The sequence below is a fragment of the Nitratireductor sp. PBL-C9 genome, assembly GCF_050877045.1.
GTDB lineage: Bacteria > Pseudomonadota > Alphaproteobacteria > Rhizobiales > Rhizobiaceae > Nitratireductor > Nitratireductor aquimarinus.
On the sequence record NZ_JBPAXW010000008.1, the window covers coordinates 74,303 to 90,378 of the forward strand.

At 61.8% G+C, this 16,076-nt stretch carries 18 protein-coding genes; 6 read left to right on the forward strand and 12 right to left on the reverse strand.

Annotated elements, in window-relative coordinates:
* Window positions 1-8 precede the first annotated feature (8 nt).
* The 8 genes from ACRTG1_RS17020 to ACRTG1_RS17055 form a co-directional block, all read right to left on the reverse strand.
* Window positions 9-692: an HK97 family phage prohead protease gene (locus ACRTG1_RS17020; RefSeq protein WP_432516698.1), complete on the reverse strand. Its 684-nt coding sequence runs from the start codon at window positions 690-692 to the stop codon at window positions 9-11.
* Window positions 693-695: 3 nt separating this feature from the next.
* Window positions 696-1,055 (reverse strand): DUF6107 family protein, encoded by a 360-nt coding sequence (locus tag ACRTG1_RS17025; RefSeq protein ID WP_206547301.1) that lies wholly within the window; start codon window positions 1,053-1,055, stop codon window positions 696-698.
* Window positions 1,056-1,212: 157 nt separating this feature from the next.
* The gene (locus ACRTG1_RS17030; RefSeq protein ID WP_432516699.1) at window positions 1,213-1,362 is read right to left on the reverse strand and encodes a hypothetical protein; all 150 of its coding nucleotides are present in this window, start codon (window positions 1,360-1,362) and stop codon (window positions 1,213-1,215) included.
* Between the two features lie 766 nt (window positions 1,363-2,128).
* Complete coding sequence (locus tag ACRTG1_RS17035) at window positions 2,129-2,410, reverse strand: hypothetical protein (RefSeq protein ID WP_162742257.1); 282 nt, start codon at window positions 2,408-2,410, stop codon at window positions 2,129-2,131.
* A 359-nt stretch (window positions 2,411-2,769) separates the two neighbouring features.
* A complete protein-coding gene (locus ACRTG1_RS17040) occupies window positions 2,770-3,378 on the reverse strand; it encodes a hypothetical protein (RefSeq protein WP_432516701.1) in 609 nt (202 codons plus the stop codon).
* 115 nt (window positions 3,379-3,493) lie between these two features.
* Window positions 3,494-4,663: a phage portal protein gene (locus ACRTG1_RS17045; RefSeq protein WP_206547298.1), complete on the reverse strand. Its 1,170-nt coding sequence runs from the start codon at window positions 4,661-4,663 to the stop codon at window positions 3,494-3,496.
* A 33-nt stretch (window positions 4,664-4,696) separates the two neighbouring features.
* Complete coding sequence (locus ACRTG1_RS17050) at window positions 4,697-5,938, reverse strand: DNA-packaging protein (protein WP_432516783.1); 1,242 nt, start codon at window positions 5,936-5,938, stop codon at window positions 4,697-4,699.
* Window positions 5,928-6,401 carry a hypothetical protein gene (locus tag ACRTG1_RS17055; RefSeq protein WP_432516702.1) on the reverse strand — a complete coding sequence of 158 codons (474 nt, stop codon included), beginning with the start codon at window positions 6,399-6,401 and terminating at the stop codon, window positions 5,928-5,930. Before ACRTG1_RS17055 ends, ACRTG1_RS17050 begins: the two co-directional genes overlap by 11 nt.
* 333 nt (window positions 6,402-6,734) lie before the next feature.
* On the opposite strand from ACRTG1_RS17055, the gene ACRTG1_RS17060 reads away from it, so the two are divergent.
* The 3 genes from ACRTG1_RS17060 to ACRTG1_RS17070 all read left to right on the forward strand — a co-directional run bounded on the left by ACRTG1_RS17060 (window position 6,735) and on the right by ACRTG1_RS17070 (window position 10,087).
* The gene (locus ACRTG1_RS17060; RefSeq protein WP_432516703.1) at window positions 6,735-8,882 is read left to right on the forward strand and encodes a transglycosylase domain-containing protein; all 2,148 of its coding nucleotides are present in this window, start codon (window positions 6,735-6,737) and stop codon (window positions 8,880-8,882) included.
* Between the two features lie 85 nt (window positions 8,883-8,967).
* Window positions 8,968-9,552, forward strand: a complete 585-nt coding sequence (locus ACRTG1_RS17065; protein ID WP_206547295.1) for a DUF1214 domain-containing protein — start codon at window positions 8,968-8,970, stop codon at window positions 9,550-9,552.
* Complete coding sequence (locus tag ACRTG1_RS17070) at window positions 9,545-10,087, forward strand: DUF1254 domain-containing protein (RefSeq protein WP_297562850.1); 543 nt, start codon at window positions 9,545-9,547, stop codon at window positions 10,085-10,087. The genes ACRTG1_RS17065 and ACRTG1_RS17070 overlap by 8 nt, the downstream gene beginning before the upstream one ends.
* A 146-nt stretch (window positions 10,088-10,233) precedes the next feature.
* On the opposite strand, the gene ACRTG1_RS17075 is transcribed toward ACRTG1_RS17070, so the two are convergent.
* Window positions 10,234-10,425 carry a hypothetical protein gene (locus ACRTG1_RS17075; protein WP_432516704.1) on the reverse strand — a complete coding sequence of 64 codons (192 nt, stop codon included), beginning with the start codon at window positions 10,423-10,425 and terminating at the stop codon, window positions 10,234-10,236.
* A 235-nt stretch (window positions 10,426-10,660) separates the two neighbouring features.
* On the opposite strand from ACRTG1_RS17075, the gene ACRTG1_RS17080 reads away from it, so the two are divergent.
* On the forward strand, window positions 10,661-11,575 hold the full coding sequence (locus ACRTG1_RS17080) for a hypothetical protein (protein WP_206547294.1): 915 nt from the start codon (window positions 10,661-10,663) through the stop codon (window positions 11,573-11,575).
* Here ACRTG1_RS17080 and ACRTG1_RS17085 read toward each other — a convergent pair.
* The 3 genes from ACRTG1_RS17085 to ACRTG1_RS17095 all read right to left on the reverse strand — a co-directional run bounded on the left by ACRTG1_RS17085 (window position 11,551) and on the right by ACRTG1_RS17095 (window position 14,703).
* Entirely contained in the window at window positions 11,551-11,898 is a 348-nt protein-coding gene (locus ACRTG1_RS17085) for a DUF1491 family protein (protein ID WP_113154602.1), read from the reverse strand. The genes ACRTG1_RS17080 and ACRTG1_RS17085 overlap by 25 nt on opposite strands.
* A 98-nt stretch (window positions 11,899-11,996) precedes the next feature.
* Window positions 11,997-12,938 carry a peptidoglycan-binding domain-containing protein gene (locus ACRTG1_RS17090; RefSeq protein ID WP_432516705.1) on the reverse strand — a complete coding sequence of 314 codons (942 nt, stop codon included), beginning with the start codon at window positions 12,936-12,938 and terminating at the stop codon, window positions 11,997-11,999.
* Window positions 12,913-14,703, reverse strand: a complete 1,791-nt coding sequence (locus tag ACRTG1_RS17095; protein WP_432516706.1) for a sensor histidine kinase — start codon at window positions 14,701-14,703, stop codon at window positions 12,913-12,915. Before ACRTG1_RS17095 ends, ACRTG1_RS17090 begins: the two co-directional genes overlap by 26 nt.
* Window positions 14,704-15,166: 463 nt before the next feature.
* Here ACRTG1_RS17095 and ACRTG1_RS17100 point away from each other — a divergent pair, with 463 nt between their 5' ends.
* Together ACRTG1_RS17100 and ACRTG1_RS17105 are read left to right on the forward strand one after the other, a co-directional pair.
* Window positions 15,167-15,517 carry a DUF5330 domain-containing protein gene (locus tag ACRTG1_RS17100; protein ID WP_206545906.1) on the forward strand — a complete coding sequence of 117 codons (351 nt, stop codon included), beginning with the start codon at window positions 15,167-15,169 and terminating at the stop codon, window positions 15,515-15,517.
* A gap of 62 nt (window positions 15,518-15,579) precedes the next feature.
* Complete coding sequence (locus tag ACRTG1_RS17105) at window positions 15,580-16,008, forward strand: SufE family protein (protein ID WP_206993699.1); 429 nt, start codon at window positions 15,580-15,582, stop codon at window positions 16,006-16,008.
* Window positions 16,009-16,076: the final 68 nt, after the last annotated feature.

The window sequence follows — 16,076 nt, forward strand, 5'->3', positions numbered from 1 at the left end:
CCTGATCCTCAATCGTTGAACATCCGGGCCGCCTGGCGAATTGTCGCCGCCAGCCCGTCATCAAAGCCCCGCGCAGCGTCCCGCTCGCGTCTCAAGGCGCCAAAGCCCTTGGCGATCACCACCCGGGCCTCGCGCCGCGTCAGGCCGGCATCCCGCGTCAGCGATCGCTCAAATGCGCGCGCCGTGGGCAGTGGCGCGCCCCTTCCCTCCGCCTTCACCTCGTCCACACGCGCCTCCGGCAGCATGGGAAAGGTGACCACGGAAATCTCCCAGAGATCGGCCTCCACGATGCGGCGCACGCCTGTCTTCGGCTCCGTCTTCGCCTTCACCGTGCGAAAGCCGATGGAGAGCCCGTCGAGCGCCCGGTCGCGCATCAGCTCCCAGACCTCCCGCGCCCTGGCGACGCCAAGCGCCAGCCGCCCGCGCACCAGAAGCCCCCGCGCGTCCTCGCGCAGCTCGTCCCAGGTGCCGATGGGCTGGTTCGGATCATGCTGAAACAGCATCCGCACCCCCGCCGCCCCGCGCTTTTCAAGCGAGCGCGCAAACGCGCCCCGCTCCACCGCGTCGCGGCCAAGGTCGACCCGCCCGAACAGGCTCGCATAGCCCGAGAAGGTTCCGTCCGCCTGCACCGTTTCGATGTCGAGCCCGGCATATTTGCGCTCGTCGGGCATCGGCGCGCTCTTTGCGTGCATCCTCTAGCGTCCTTTCTGTTCGCGAAGACGATCATGCCTCTCCTGCGGCAGCGCCCCGACCGGGCGCGCATGGAGATAACGCAGCGCCAGACCGATGGCGCTCCACGCGCAGAGGCTTGCCACCGCCGCGCCCATCAGCATGGTTTCCGCCGCTCCCAGCCGCTCCGTCAGTTCCAGGATCTCGGCCAGTTTCAGCCCCGTCGCCCCGCCGAAAACCATCCCGCAAGCCACGCCAACCGCAAAGCGGATCGCCGCATCACGCCGGTGGCTCGGCAGGATATAGGCAAGCGAAATCGCGGAGCCGGCCACAGCGCCAGCCCCCTTTGCGAGCCATATCCAGCCCGCATGGGTCATGTCGGTCATCAGAAAATCCTCGTTCGGGATCTTGTTCAAATATCCGGGCTCAAATGCCCGGCTGCCTACCCGGCCTCCAAACGCCAGACGGCAGACAACAGACGGCCCTCATGGTGAGCCTGTCGAACCACGCACCGCGCTCACTTCGCGCGGTTCGCAGTGTTCATCATTCATGAATCCACCATTCGAACCCGCGATCATGGACCAGTTTTTCGGCCAGTTCAGCTCCATTGCCTTCGCCGATAAAAAGCTGCGGAATGACGGTGGTACGAATTTCGCCCTTACCACATGTCCAGTTTCCGTCTTCGCCCAGCACAAACCAGTCCTCCAACGAATCCAGCAGGGCGCTGGTCTCGCTTTCAGTTAAACTCGGACAGTCACCGGAACTGAGTATCCTCCACGAGAAACTGACGAGCTCTCTCTGCTTAAAATACCTGATCGCACTGCAGTATTCGATCACATCTGCGCTTGAAGCGCGGATGGTACACCGTGTTGATCAGAGTAAAGACATTGTCCACCCAGCTTTCCTCAAGCGAAGCCAGAATCCTTGCACCGATTTCATCGATCATATTCATGGGTCGCTGCCTCAATCGGTGTCAGGAATGGGTGTGTGCGGCTGCTCCTTGAGGTCACCCCTCATCCTATACCTATAGTAGAATTTTGAAAGGATTTTCGCGTCAACTTTAGTGCGGAAATTCTCCCGGAGGCTTGCCATGATGCGAACGCCTCGCCGGTATGCTGGTTGCGGTAGATCACACCATCTCCACTTTTGGCATTGCGCTCAAATCTGTACCCGTTTCGAAAGAGCTCTTTCAGCAACCACCTGCGTCCCCAGAGAGGATTAACATGGGGAACCGCCCCACGGGTGAGCTCCTGAAATCGATCACGCGCCTGTCGAGCAACAGCTTCGAAATGAAGTATTTCACCGTGTATGGTGGACGTAGCGCTTGTCGATCCGCGCCGCCCACCCGGCTCCACAGCGCCTCCCGATCATCGCCGGAAAGTTCCATTGCGAGATTCATCCCTTCAGCCAGGCGGCAAAAACCTCGGGAACTTCCATCACTCACCTCGTCATCGCCAATCTACCCGGCACGCAGTGCCTCAAGGAGCTCCCGATAAAAAAGCTCCGCATACCCTTTGCGAAGGTAGCAATCAGAGCCCGTTTCTGACCAGATTTTCACCAAATCCTCATCGTTCAGCCCGTCCGCCAGCAACCGTTCGATAAAACCGGATGCAATTTCCTTTTCTTGCGCGGTCAAGGACCGAGCGAGATAGGCTGGCAACTCGTCATCAGATCGAACGACAAGCTCCACATCGGCATGCATATGGCGCGCCATGCGAGTAAAAGCGTCTGGAACAGACACTGTCTTTCTCCCGGCCTTGTTCTGCGGTCCCCGTAAGGGAGGCAATCAAGGCATTGCCCTACGTGTGCCGGAGAAAATACCGCACGAGGCACAAAACCATAGAACTAACGATGAATAAAATTAACAACGAGGCAAAGAACCATGACAAGGCCAATAAAAATAAATTCCCCCACTCTATAAAATCCGATTTCGACACCAAATCAAAAATAAAACCAGCCCCAAATCTACAATCAAAACCCTCGTATGAAGCACAATATGAAGATTGAGGATTATGATCTAGGGCTATATAAACAATATAAATAGATATAAAAACCGATATAATAAGGGAAAATATTAAAATTTTCCCAAAAGAAATATTCCTACAAATCCCACCACGGTTCTTCTTCATAGATTTTCTGAACACGAGCCCCATAACCTGAAACCTGCTCTGCTGACAGATTGTTGTACAGCGTTGCTACCTTTGCAACCGTAGGCTCTTTCACCCGCTCTGATATACGCTTCAGCAAAGTCACTCCGGCTCGAATATTGGTCGCCGGAACCTGTAGATCTTCCCGACTCCAGCCAAAGCCCGACCAATATGACACATGGACATTCATCGGCAAAACCGTCTTGGGCCGAGGGTGCAGCCGATCATAGTACCCATGCGTGGTCTCCATGTAGACGATGGCCATCACCAATCGATGATCGACATCTTGTGCCGACGCCTCCTTCAGAATGTCCACGGCATGCTCAAACACCTCGTTCATCTCATGGAGTTCGTAGATTGGTTTGCTGCCGTTTGCTTCTGAGTTCGCCTCAACCTCAAAGACTGCGGGCGTATCTTTGATTATACTTCTTTTCCTGTCTGCCGATCTTTGCAGGACAGGTGCTTCATCCTGCCCCATAGCGCCGGAACCAGTGCCCCGCCTCCATCCGTCCACCGCCCGCCACCAGGATTTCCCGCCGGCACGCGCGGCTGAAGATGCCATCTGGGGTTGTGTTTCAGTACCCGTTCCAGCCGCCCTGCAGCAGCCAGCAGCCGGACCCATGCCGCCTCCCCGCGCATTCGGGCGGCAAGCATTCCCGCATCCACCATGAAGCGCCTTACTCGCCGCGCGGGCCATAGCCCACGGCCCGGCGTTTTTCCTCGTCGCTCAGGAAGTCGGCAGCGCCCACCCGGCTCCACAGCGCCTCGCGCTCGGCGGCCAGCCCCTCGATGCCATCCGCGTCATACCAAAGCCGCACGCCAGCACCGAACACCGGCTGGAGCCAGGCGGAGAACTCCTTCGCCACCCGCCCCACAAGCGGCAGTACGGTCAGACGGTAAAAGGCCCGGTTCGCCTCCTGATAATTGGCATAGGTGTTGTCGCCGGGAATGCCGAGCAGCATGGGCGGCACGCCGAGCGCCAGCGCGATGTCGCGGGCAGCCCCATTCTTCGCCGCCATGAAGTCCATGTCGCGCGGCGAAAGGCTCATCGCCTTCCAGTCGAGCCCGCCCTCCAGAAGCAACGGTCGTCCGGCGCGCGCGGCGCCCGCATAGCCCTGTTCCAGCTCCACCTTCAGCCGGTCGAACTGGTCGTCGGAAAGGTTCCCGCCCTCCTTCGGGGCATAGACCAGCGCTCCCGAAGGCCGCGCAGAGTTGTCGAGTAGCGCCTTGTTCCAGCGCGCCGCCTGATTGTGCGTGTCGAGCGCCATCAGCGCCGCGCCCAGCGGCGCGAAACCATAATGATCGTCGAGTGGATGAAAGAGGGTGAGTTGCAGCGCTGCCCCCGCTTCCAGCGGCACACGCTCGCGCGCCTTGCCCTCGCGGTAGTCCAGCGCCACCGGCCAGCCGCCCGCATCCGCCACCACCGACACCCGGTCCGGCCGCAATAGATGCAGTTCGCGCGTGCCCGTACCCGTTTCCAGCATGCGCAGATAGGCATTACCCGACAGAAGCAGATGCCCGTAAAGCGCCTCCATGAAGCCGCTGCCGGCCTGGCGCTGGTTGGGCCGCGCCATCAACTCCAGCACCGGATGCGCGTCATGCTCCCGCGCACCTTCATAAAGCAGCCACGGGATCGCCGCCGCCGCCTCCGCGACAAGTCGCACGGCGCGATGCGCAATCGGGTTGGCCATAAACCCCTCGCGCGACATCGCAGCATAGTCGCGCCGCGAAAACCGCGCCTCCGCTTCCCGGTGCAACGCGACGAAACCGCCGGCATGCATCTGTTTGGTTTCAACCGGCGCGTCAGCACCTCCCGGACGCCTTGCCCAGGGCCAATACCAAGCCATGTGATTTTCCCGATCTGTGTTTCTTTGTCTGCCTCAGCCGAGCGCGCGCACACGCGGCTCCCGCCGGTTCGAAAGCATCAGTTCACTCAGCGCCCAGACCAGCGCATCCACCCGGTCCGGTGAGTGCCCGCCCGAGAGACCATCGAGGCCGAAATCGCACATCTCGTCCTCAAGTGCCGGAAAACGCTCCGCGTGGCGCACCCTTCCCTGTTCATAAAGCGCCGCCACCGGCTCCGCCCGCAGCCACTTGCCGCGTGTTGCCCGCACCGCCTTCACCGGCACGCTCGCGTCAACCGTGGCGATCACCGTCGCCACCATCTCGCCGCCCTGGTTCACCTCCGCCACCAGACAGTCGGCACCGAGCCGGCGATAAAGCGCTACCGCGCGCGCCGCCCATTCCTGTGGCTTTGCGCCCTTCACCGTCTCATCGCACAGCACCACGCCATGGCCCGCCGCATCGAGCCCCGCCGCCACCAGCCCGCAGGCGTCCGAGCGGCGGCCCGAAGCAGCCGGCGGATCCACCGCCACCACAATGCGCCTCAAGTCTCCCGCCCGTTCGGCGCAACCCGCCGCCTCCAGCATTGCCCGCGTCCACAATGCGTCAGGCCGGTCCTCGATCAGCTCGCCGTCAAGCTCCTGCCGCCCCAGCCGCGTGCCCGCATAGCGCTGGCGGATCGCCCGGATGAAGCCCGGCGCAAGATTGTCCCGGTTTTCGTCCGTACGCATCCGCGTCACCGTCACATGCGGATCGTCCATCAGCCGGTGGATCAGCGGGATCGGTCGCGGTGTTGTTGTCAAAAGCTGCCTTGGCCGCTCGCCAAGCCGCAGTCCGAATTGCAGCATGTCGAACGTCGCATCCGCCAGCCGCCATTTGGCCAACTCATCGCACCAGGCGGCATCGAATTGCGGTCCGCGCAGACTGTCGGGATCCTCTGCCGAGAACAGATGCGCCACCGCGCCATTCTCCCACACGATGCGCCTGCGGCTTGCCTCGAAACGCGGGCGCGCGCCGCGCGACACGGCAAGCACCCCCGACGGCCCCTCCACCATCACCTCGCGCGCATCGGTCAGCGTCTCACCGATCAGCGCCAGCCGCCCATAGCGCCGCCCGCCGGAAAAGGGCGGCAGACCGCGCACCAGCGCGTTGACCCATTCAGCCCCCAGCCGGGTCTTGCCCGCGCCGCGTCCGCCCATCACAAGCCAGCTGTCGAAAATCGCGCCAAGCGGATATTGCGCAAGCCGCGCCGAGCCCAGCCATTCCCGCTCAATCGCCAGCGCCAACCGCTTTTGAAGGTTCGCCCGCGCCCAGCCCTCCCGCCAGTTCTTCGGCAAGGCTGCGAATGCGTTCGTCGATGCGTTCGAGTGCGGCGGCCATGTCTTCATCGCTTGGAGCCTGCTCTGCATCCGCATCCTGCTCACCGGCAGCGTTTTCACGCATCTTCTCAACCATCTTGAGCATCGAGCCCAGCGCATCGATCCGCGCCTTGTCATAGGCGTCATCGCGCACACCGCGCTCAATCGTCCGCTCGAGCTCCGCGAAGATCAGCCCCGTCAGAACCTCTGCCCGGTTCCCGCAGTCGCGGGGCTGGACGCCATCCCGCGTCTTCCACCCTTCCGTCTGCGCGCGCTTGCGCAACAGCCTCTCCGAACGGCCACTGGCCAGCGCCAAGAGCTCAAACGAGGCCGGCGCGCCCTCACAAAGCGCGCGCAGGGCCATCAGATCGGCCGAAACCGTCATGCCCATAAGATCCCCATCCATTCTCGGAAACAAAAAAGGCGCGCCTTCGCCAGAAGACCCGCCCCGATGCCGCAACTTTGCGACCATGCCTGAAACCTATCAGCGGGCCGTTACGGTGTCAAGAATTTTTTCCTATATTTTGACATAGCCTGCCCCGGCGTTAGCCATCATGCCGGATTTCACTTGCAGAAAACGTTGAAATTCGGCGAAATTTACACAAATTCGCGCTAGGGTGGATATCATAAATGCGTCACACTGCAGGACCATTCTCGGCACATAATCCAATGGCGCGGATGTGATCGGGTTGGCCGCAAATGGCCGGACGGAGGTTGGGTGAATAAGCCGCGCGAAAAACGGCAGACGAAGGCTCCCCGGGCGACCAGACTTCTGGCGCTCGATGCATGGATCGATTCAACGCTCTACGAGGCGGGGTTCAAGCTCGCCGAAATCTGGGAAAGCATAACAATCTTCTCCCGTCGCTTTCGCGTTTACGGTTTCAAACGCGCAACGGTGGAACTGTTTAGCGAAGGCGTCACCCTCGCCGCCGTCGGCTCTGTCGTCATGCTGGGGCTCGCCTTGCCGGCCTTCGAGGAGACCGCCGGAGACTGGCGCGCCCAGGACGATTACGCCGTCACCTTTCTGGACCGCTACGGCAACGAAATCGGACAGCGCGGCATCATCCAGCTCGATTCCGTGCCTGTCGACGAGATGCCCGATCACGTCATCAAGGCCATTCTCGCCACCGAGGATCGCCGCTTCTTCGAGCATTTCGGCATCGACTTCCTGGGGCTTGCCCGCGCCTTCACCGAAAATGTCCGCGCCAATTCCGTCGTTCAGGGCGGCTCCACGCTCACACAGCAGCTTGCCAAGAACCTGTTTCTGACCAATGAGCGCACGCTGGAACGCAAGGTCAAGGAAGCCTTCCTGTCCGTCTGGCTGGAGATGAACCTCTCCAAATCCGAAATCCTGCAATACTATCTCGACCGTTCCTATCTCGGCGGCGGCACATTCGGCATTTCAGCAGCGGCCGATTTCTATTTCGACAAACAGGTCAAGGATATGAGCCTCGCCGAGGCCGCCATGATTGCCGGCCTCTTCAAGGCTCCGGCCCGCTACGCACCGCATGTCAACCTGCCGGCCGCGCGTGCGCGCGCCAATGAAGTGCTCACCAATATGGTGCAGGCCGGTTTCATGAGCGAAGGGCAGGTCCTGTCGGCCCGTTTGCAGCCGGCCACTGCCGTCGACCGCGATGGCGCGGAAGCCCCCGATTACTTCCTCGACTGGGCGTTCGAGGAGGTCAAACGTGTCATTCCCAATGGCACAACCCATTCGCTCGTCGCCCGCACCACGCTTGACCCGGATCTGCAGAAGGCGGCGGAGGAATCGCTGGAATTCCATCTGCGCCAGTACGGCAAGGATTACGATGTCTCCGAAGGCGCCATCACGCTCATGGACACGAACGGAGCCGTGCGCGCCATCGTCGGCGGACGCGACTATGGCGCAAGCCAGTTCAACCGCGCAACCAAGGCTGAGCGCCAGACCGGCTCGTCCTTCAAGCCCTATGTTTACGCCGTCGCGATGGAAAACGGGTTCGAGCCCGATTCCCTCATTTCAGACGGCCCCATCTCATGGGGCAGCTGGTCACCCCGCAATTACGGGCGCAGCTATGCCGGCCGCGTCACCCTTACGCGCGCCCTCATCAAATCCTACAACACCGTGCCGGTTCGCCTGGCGCGCGATCATCTGGGCATCGCCCCGATCATCGCACTGATCAAGTCATTTGGCATCGAATCCCCGCTCAACGGTCACAAGACCATGGTGCTCGGCACCTCCGGCATGACCACGCTCGATCAGGCCACCGGCTATTCCGTTTTCGCCAATGGCGGCTACGCCGACACCCGGTTTGGCATCTCGCAATTATCGACTCATTCGGCCCGGCTGCTCTACGACCATGGCCGCGATGCCTCACCGCCGCGCCGGGTCCTGTCCGAAAAGGCAGCGGCGTCCATGAACCAGATGCTCATCCTTGTCCCTGAACAGGGCACGGGGCGCCGCGCCGCGCTTCCCATGACGCGCTCAGCCGGCAAGACCGGCACCACCCAGTCCTATCGGGATGGCTGGTATGTGGGCTATACGGGCAATTATGTCGCCGCAGTCTGGCTCGGCAATGACGATTTCCACCCCACGCGCCGCATGACCGGCGGCTCCCTGCCCGCCATGGTCTGGCAGCGCATGATGGCCTACGCCCACCAGAATGTGGAGATCAAGTCGCTGCCCGGCATCGAAGGCCCCATGCGTATCGAAACAGGCGAAGAGCTGGTCGCCAGCGAAGGCGCGGAGGGCGCCAGCCGCAAGCGCGAAGACCTGCCACTCGCTCTTTCATCGCGCACATCCCGTTTCCTCAGGGAGCTGGCCGGGGACTTCAAAAAAGCTCCGAGCCTCAAAAATCAAAGCGCTCTTGAAACAGTCACCGCCCTGTAATGCCCGGCCCGGCACACTTCAAACCTCTTGAACCTGCGGTTGAAATCAGGCTATCCGGGGCCCTCCGTTTTTTGTCGGGCATCACATGCTGAAGTCTGTTTTCCAGGTGGCAGTGGTTCTGCTCATCGCCCTTGGCGGCGGTGCCGGCACGGCATGGCTTGCGCTGGAATCCACCCGCACGATCGGTTCGAGTGAAATCGGTCCCTGGGTTACATTTCCCAATGAAGGCACCAGCGACGCCGATCCCTATGCACGTGCGCGCAGCGCTCGCCTGGGCACGCTTGCGCTCGGAAACGCAGAAGGCATCGTAATCACCGCCACTCAGGACAGTCTGCGCCGTCCGCTTCTGCGCGAATGCAGCTATATGATCCGTGGCGACATGCCGCCCACCCGGTTTTTCACCCTGCACCTGACGGATCTTGAACGTCGCCCCCTGCCCGCGCCGGCGCGGTTTGCATCCGCACTCCACTCACAGTCCCTGGTCTGGCGACGAAACACCCCCCTGCGCATCATGGTTTCGCCACATGCCCATCCGGACAACTGGATCGCCACCACGGGCCCCGGCCCCATGCGCATCGTTCTGACGCTGGTCGACACCCCGCTGTTTACCGAGTCCAGCGTTGGCGAAACCCGGCTTCCGGTCATCATGCGGACGGGCTGCGATGCTTAGATTTGCGCACCTTGTCCTTCTCGGCCTCTTCGGCGCAGCCGCCGTCCATCTCGCCATCCTGTTTCTGCTACCCGCCTATTCGGAACGGGACATGTGGTCCGCGCTCGCCGCAAAGCACGACCTTTACACATTCACGCGCCTCGGCAAGGACGATGCCAACGCGCTGCTCGCAGAGAAGCAGAATCCATTTCTTGAGGAGGCTGCCTGCCGGTTCGATCTCGAAAACGGCATGACCTGGCTCAGTGCAGAAACCCGCGTGCCCTTCTGGTCTTTCTCGGTCTACGACCGCGACGGAATCAATGTTTTCAATGTAAACGACCGCGGCGCCGAGAGTGGAAAACTCGATGCGCTGATCATGAACGCACCGCAACTTCTGGAGTTGCGCAAGGAAATGCCTGAGATGGTGAGCACCTCACTCATTGCCCAGACCGATCTGGACGAAGGCATAGTTGTCGTGCGGGTCTTTCAGCCAGACAAGAGCTGGCGCGCCACAATCGAGCGTTTCTTTCAGGAACTGCGCTGCTCGGCACTTTGAGTTCACGCGCGCGCTCAGGCCCGCTCTCCGGTCCGCCTGTTTGGCCAGAGCAATTCCAGGAAAAGTGGGAACCGGTTTTCCGTCCGGAATTGCACAAGAACAATGAATGAAAGCGTTTTTGCGATTCGACGAAAAGCGGAAATGCCCTAGCGTTTCGTCACACGCCGGCCGACGCTTTTCGGCTGGTTGCCACCGCTGTCATCTTCCGGCCCCATATCCGGTTGCTGCTCATAGCGCACGCCGGGAAAGATGATGATCGCGGCGTCCGAACGGCGCTGCCTCGGCACATTTGCCGAACTCTTTTTTGCTGCTGGTACGAAGCTCAATATCGTTGCCATGACATCGCGTCCCTTTCTGTGACGGAGTGGTACGCAACGCCTCCGTTACTGAGTAAGGCAGCACATGGTTAAGGTTTCGTTACCCCTGACAATCCGTTTCTGAACGGAACTCTAAAGAAACCGGTTAACAGCTTGCTAAGGGAATTCGTGTAATTCTAACCAGGCATCGGGCATTGGCGCGTCCGCCCGATGGCGTTTCATGTAACCATTCGTGTTTCTGGAGGTTTAGGTCTGCGTGTCATCCGCTGTATTCAGGCAACTGGCTTCGGGCGGGGAAGCGCATAGACCGGAGCGCCTGTTCCGTGCTGCCATATCCGCTTTCGTGTCGCTGACGCGACCGACCAGACGCGAGATTGCGCAACTGGACGACCTCGCCCTGCCGCTCTATCCGCTGATTGCCGCAGAGACCCGCCGCTACGCCGCTGCGGTCCTGTCCGATTTCGCAACGCCGCCCCCCGGGCTCCTGCGCAGGCTGACCGACGAGCCGGCGGAAATCTGCGCGCCCCTTCTGGTCCGCTCGCCCGCCCTTTCGGATGTCGATCTCATCGGCCTGATCGCGCGGCACGGGCAGCCCCACGCGCGGGTCATCGGCCGTCGCGCGCACCTCAACCCGGCCATTGCCGCACTCGTGCGCGCATTGTCGGCGCAGGCGCATGATGATGAGCAGACCGCACCGTCCGCCGGAAGCGCCAGCGAGGCTGATGTCCGCGATCGCCTGCGCCTCATCATGAGCGCAGCCAACACACAGGCTCCGGCTGCCCGCCAGCGCATCGACAGGCCCTTGCCGACGCTTGAGACTGCCGGTGCGATACTGCGCGAAGCCGTCTTCTCCAGCGAAAATGGAGCCTTCGAAGCCGCGCTCACAGAGCTTCTGGGAATTTCTTCAGATGCCGCCCGCGAGATCACGGGTTTTCCCACCTATGGCGAACTGATCATCGTCCTGAAGGCGCTCGGCTTTGAGGATGCGGAGGCGTTCCTCCTGACCGCAGCCGTGTTTCCAAAACTGTTCTCACAGCGCAGCGCCATCGGCTTTTTCCTGGAGCGTTACCGCGCCCTGTCTGCCGACAATGCACGGCACAGGCTGCAGAGCTGGCGGGACGGCACCAGCTCGCCGGGCCATGCCGATCAGCCGGTGGCAATCTCGAAATAGCGCTCCGCCTCATCGAGGTTCATGACCTCGATCTCCACAAGCCAGAAATCCGGATCGAACCGACGCTCGCGTTCGAGGCGCTTTTCGATCGCCTCCTCGTCATTCTGCACGATCAGCGCAAACCGGCGCTCATTGGGGCGCGCCTCGTCATAAACGGCCTGGGCCGCCGGCCCATAAAGCGCCTGCTCGCCAAGCCTGTTGCGTAACAGTATGTAGATTGTGCCGGCTTCGCGCGCGCCCTTTTGCAGAACGGTTGCAAAACCGCCCTCTGCAAACAGTCTCTTGGTCAGGGCAGAGACCCAGAAATCGCTGGTCAAACGCATATGCGCATCGGCCTCCTCGCCGCAGTTTCAGCCGTGCAAAACAGATGGCAGGGGTAATCTCACGCGCACCGGCCCTGTGCAAGGGCCGGTCTGACCCGTCAATTGGTCAGGCCGACTTCCCGCATCTTGGCGAGGAAAGTATCATCAGGGCGACCGGTGACCGGCAGGCCAAACAGGCTCTGGAATTCCCGGATCGCGGTCTGCGTGTCCTGGCCGAGAATGCCATCCACCGTGATCGCATCATTGCCGAAGGCTTTCAGACCCGCCTGAACCCGCATGATGGTCGGGTCGGCCTCAACCGTTGCCAGCGCTGCGGTCTGCACGCGCGGCTGCGGCACTTCGGCGGCCGGAACCGGAACGTTTGCCGTCTGCGACCTTGCGGCCACTGCGGGCTGCGCTTGTACTGCCTGCGGCTGATAGGCAGGCCGGGGCGTCGGGATTGGCACGACAGTCGGGGTCTGCACGACCGAGGGCGCGCCCGGAGCCTGCTCCATTACAGGTGTGGCGTTCGAAAGCCCCAACTGGCGCAGCAGCGCCTCATCGACGACCGGATTGGAATCCAGCCCCACGATGCGCCGATAATTGCCGATTGCCGTGCGCGTGGCGGCACCCTGCAGACCGTCAATCGTTCCGTGATAGAGGCCGAGATCTTCCAGAACCTTCTGCACCTTGCGCACGACCGGATCGCCGCCCTGAAGAACGTCGGGCCGCTGCACCGGTATCGCACCGGTCGTGTCCCGGTCAGGCGCGATCTGGCGCGGCGCCTGGCTTGGCGTTTCCTGCACCGCAGCCGGGAAGGTCGGCGCAGGCGTCGTTTCAACGAAGACGGGTTCGCGCGTTGAGATCAGCGCGCCGGCGTGGAAATGCGGCTGATACCAGAGCGCATTTGCAGAAACGAAGGAAAACGCCACGGCGAAGGCCGTCGCCCCGCCAACCGCAATCGGGTTGCGGGCGATGGCCATCCCTGCACCGGCCGCACCGGCGCGCAGCAGGGTTCCAAAGGTGACCTCCGGTTCAGGCCGTCTTGCGGTATTCTTCATCGCTCCACTCATCGTCAATCGCCGGTTTGCCGTTACCGGTATTCTGATCCTTGTCCTCGCCGACGCCGACCGGCAGGGAAATGCTCACCCGCGTGCCCTCGCCGGGCGCGCTGTCGATGGTCATGCCACCGCCCTGAAGGCCGACAAGCCCTTTCGCCAGTGCGAGGCCGAGGCCCGTCCCTTCCACATGCCGCGTCTCGTCGGTGCGCACCTGAGCAAACGGCTCGCCAATCCGCGCCAGATCGGCAGCTGCAATGCCCACGCCATTGTCGGAAACGCTGAAGTCCAGCCGGTTTCCTGAACGCTCGGCCGAAACGCACACCTTGCCGTTCGCATGCGAGAATTTGACCGCATTCGACAGGAGATTGATCAGCACCTGCTGCACGGCGCGCCGGTCGCAATAGACCACGCCAACCGAGTCGGCAATGGCGACCTCGATGTCGATGGACCGCGCCGATGCATCCCCCTGAACGAAGGCAACACTCGGGTCAACCACTTCGCTGAAGCGGAAGGCCTCGGGATGAAGCGTGTAGGTGCCGGCCTCAAGCTTGGAGATCTCCAGCGTCGAGTTCACCACCGAGAGAAGATGACCGCCAGCCTCATTGATCAGCCGCACATATTCGCGCTGCTTCTCGTTGGAAAGCTGCCCGAAAATCTCCGAAAGAAGTGTGTCGGAGAAGCCCAGAATGGCATTCAGCGGCGTGCGCAGTTCGTGGCTGACGGCAGCCAGCATACGCTTGCTCTCTACCTTCGCCACACGCGCCTCTTCGCGGGCGCTCGCCAGATCATGCTCCAGCTCGGCCATGCCGGCTTCATCGCGCAGAATGACAACGGCCCCGCCCTCGCCGGCTGCCGACAAGAGTTCGACACCGAACTGGCGGTAACCGGGTGCGCGCAGTGCACCCTGTTCCACCGGCATGCGCAGGCGCATGCTGATCGTACGCGCCTCGGCGCCTTCATTGATATCGGAGACGGCGCACAGATAGGCGACGCGGTCGGCCACATGAATGCGCTGGAAGAAACCATTGCCGAGAAGAATGTCCGAACGCACGTTCAGAAGAGTTTCAGCCTGGCTGGATGCGTGCATCACATCGCCGGAACGGTTCACGCGAAGCAGCACTGCGCTCATGCGCTCTTCAATGCCGGAGGCTTCGGGAGCCGCATCCGCGTCCGCACGCGCCGGCTCTTTCACGGTGAAGCGAAGGCCAAGCGTTGCAACGTAGATGAGCGGCACGAGCCATTGTGCAGCCGAAGGCGTCACGGAAGGCAGACCACCAAAACCAAGAGTGCCTGCGCCGAAGGAGAGCGCCACCGCGACCGCACCGGCGAAAGCGCCGGTCATCGCCGCGCGACGGGTCCGGGCAATCCAGTAGCATTCAGCAGCCAGCGCCCCGGCCAGCAGCGTCATCGGCGAGGAAACCCCGCCGGCAATCGCGATCAGCGCCGCAACAGCCGGAACAGCCATGACAAGCGCGCCGGCTTCGACGAGCCTGCGCCGTCCGGTTGCCAGAAGCAGGGCAGCCGTCAGCCAGCTCGCGGCGAACACGGCGCTCGCCAGCGCCAGCGTCTGGGCAAAGCCCACCGTCGCGCCAAGAAGCTGCGCCGCAGCGCCTGCAAACAGAAAGGGAGCGGCAAACAGAACGGCAGCAAGCCTGAGCTGATGCGAGCGTTCGGGCCCCTGCTCGACACTCGGATGGATCAGCCCTTCAAATGCTGCCGAAACGGCTGCCAGCCACTCCGGATATGGAGATACTCGTGAACTCAACTCGACGCGCTCTTGTTTGGTCCGTTCGGCGGGTTCTTGTTCCTGAGGAGACTCGCACCGAGCGTTTAAGGAAAGGATAAGCGCAGCGGTGAAACGGCCGCCTCAGGCCGCAAAACGCCGATTTCTCGCAGTAGAAAGCCGGCTGAATGTCGTCATGGTTAACGCCCGCTGAACAAAATACGCAGCTCCCCGCCCTCCAGAAAAACAGGCTTTCGCCCTTTGACCATCGCCGACACCTCAATCGGCACAGGCGCTTGGATGGTAAATCAAAGGTTAATGCGTTTCACAGGCTTTGATGCAGACTTGTCTCGAAGGCAGTCATTTTCGAATGCGAGAGAAATTTGCTTTCAATTTTAGCAAAAATCTCAAGAGCTCCTTGGCCGGACCGTGCAATGGTAATGAAAGGGACGCCCCCTTGAGTTGGATCTTGAGCTAAACGGGGCAGGAAACGGGACTGGACGTCATGGGCTTTCTTATTCGCGCAATCTTCTGGCTTTCGCTTGTTCTGCTGTTTGTGCCGATTGGCGGCGCCGGTAATGATGGCGATGGCGCAGCGCCGCAGATCGGCGCCCTTCAGGCTCTGAGCGCTGCCCGCGATGCGGTCAGCGACATGGCAGGCATCTGCGAGCGCAAACCGGAAGTCTGCGCCACGGGCGTCGCCGCCCTTCAGACCATCGGCGTCCGCGCCCGTGAGAGCGCCCGCATGGCCTATGAGATGATCGAGGAAAGCGGCAGCGAAGCGCCCGACGCGGCAGCCGCTCCCGAAGACACCATCACCACCGGCAGCATTCCCGAGAGCGCCGAGAACCGCTAAGCGCGCCCTTCCTGAAAAGGTTTTGCGTGACGACAGGCCGGACAATCACTATATCCGGCCCAATGAGCACGACGATTGACACCCTCTACGACGACTTCGCCTTTCTGGACGACTGGGAAGAGCGCTATCGCTACATCATCGATCTGGGCAACGGCCTTTCGGCCTACCCGGAGAGCGCGCGGGATGAGGCGCATCGCGTTCGCGGCTGCGTTAGCCAGGTCTGGCTTTACACCGAGCGCGCCGATGGCGACGATCCGGTCCTGAACTTCAGGGGCGATTCCGACGCTCACATCGTGCGCGGCCTGGTGGCCATCATGATGCTGCTCTTTTCGGGAAAGCGTGCCAGCGAAATCCTCGCCATCAATGCCGAAGACGTGCTGCGCAAGCTCGGTCTCGACGAGCACCTCACCCCGCAGCGCGCCAATGGCCTGCGCGCCATGGTCCAGCGCATCCGGGACGAGGCCGCAGCCGTAGCTCCCGCAGCGGGCTAAATCTCTCGCAAGACTGACTCGCAAGACTGACATGCGAAGGCCCTCATGGGCCTCCGCGCTGGTGTATC

What these genes read in the sequence shown, in the direction of transcription:
- ACRTG1_RS17070 (WP_297562850.1), top strand. Translation starts at nt 9,545, where the DNA reads ATGCTTAGATTTGCGCACCTTGTCCTTCTCGGCCTCTTCGGCGCAGCC.
- ACRTG1_RS17100 (WP_206545906.1), top strand. Translation starts at nt 15,167, where the DNA reads ATGGGCTTTCTTATTCGCGCAATCTTCTGGCTTTCGCTTGTTCTGCTG.
- ACRTG1_RS17045 (WP_206547298.1), bottom strand. Translation starts at nt 4,663, where the DNA reads ATGGCTTGGTATTGGCCCTGGGCAAGGCGTCCGGGAGGTGCTGACGCG.
- ACRTG1_RS17065 (WP_206547295.1), top strand. Translation starts at nt 8,968, where the DNA reads ATGCTGAAGTCTGTTTTCCAGGTGGCAGTGGTTCTGCTCATCGCCCTT.
- ACRTG1_RS17105 (WP_206993699.1), top strand. Translation starts at nt 15,580, where the DNA reads ATGAGCACGACGATTGACACCCTCTACGACGACTTCGCCTTTCTGGAC.
- ACRTG1_RS17055 (WP_432516702.1), bottom strand. Translation starts at nt 6,401, where the DNA reads ATGACGGTTTCGGCCGATCTGATGGCCCTGCGCGCGCTTTGTGAGGGC.
- ACRTG1_RS17025 (WP_206547301.1), bottom strand. Translation starts at nt 1,055, where the DNA reads ATGACCGACATGACCCATGCGGGCTGGATATGGCTCGCAAAGGGGGCT.
- ACRTG1_RS17075 (WP_432516704.1), bottom strand. Translation starts at nt 10,425, where the DNA reads ATGGCAACGATATTGAGCTTCGTACCAGCAGCAAAAAAGAGTTCGGCA.
- ACRTG1_RS17020 (WP_432516698.1), bottom strand. Translation starts at nt 692, where the DNA reads ATGCACGCAAAGAGCGCGCCGATGCCCGACGAGCGCAAATATGCCGGG.
- ACRTG1_RS17085 (WP_113154602.1), bottom strand. Translation starts at nt 11,898, where the DNA reads ATGCGTTTGACCAGCGATTTCTGGGTCTCTGCCCTGACCAAGAGACTG.
- ACRTG1_RS17090 (WP_432516705.1), bottom strand. Translation starts at nt 12,938, where the DNA reads ATGAAGAATACCGCAAGACGGCCTGAACCGGAGGTCACCTTTGGAACC.
- ACRTG1_RS17040 (WP_432516701.1), bottom strand. Translation starts at nt 3,378, where the DNA reads ATGGCATCTTCAGCCGCGCGTGCCGGCGGGAAATCCTGGTGGCGGGCG.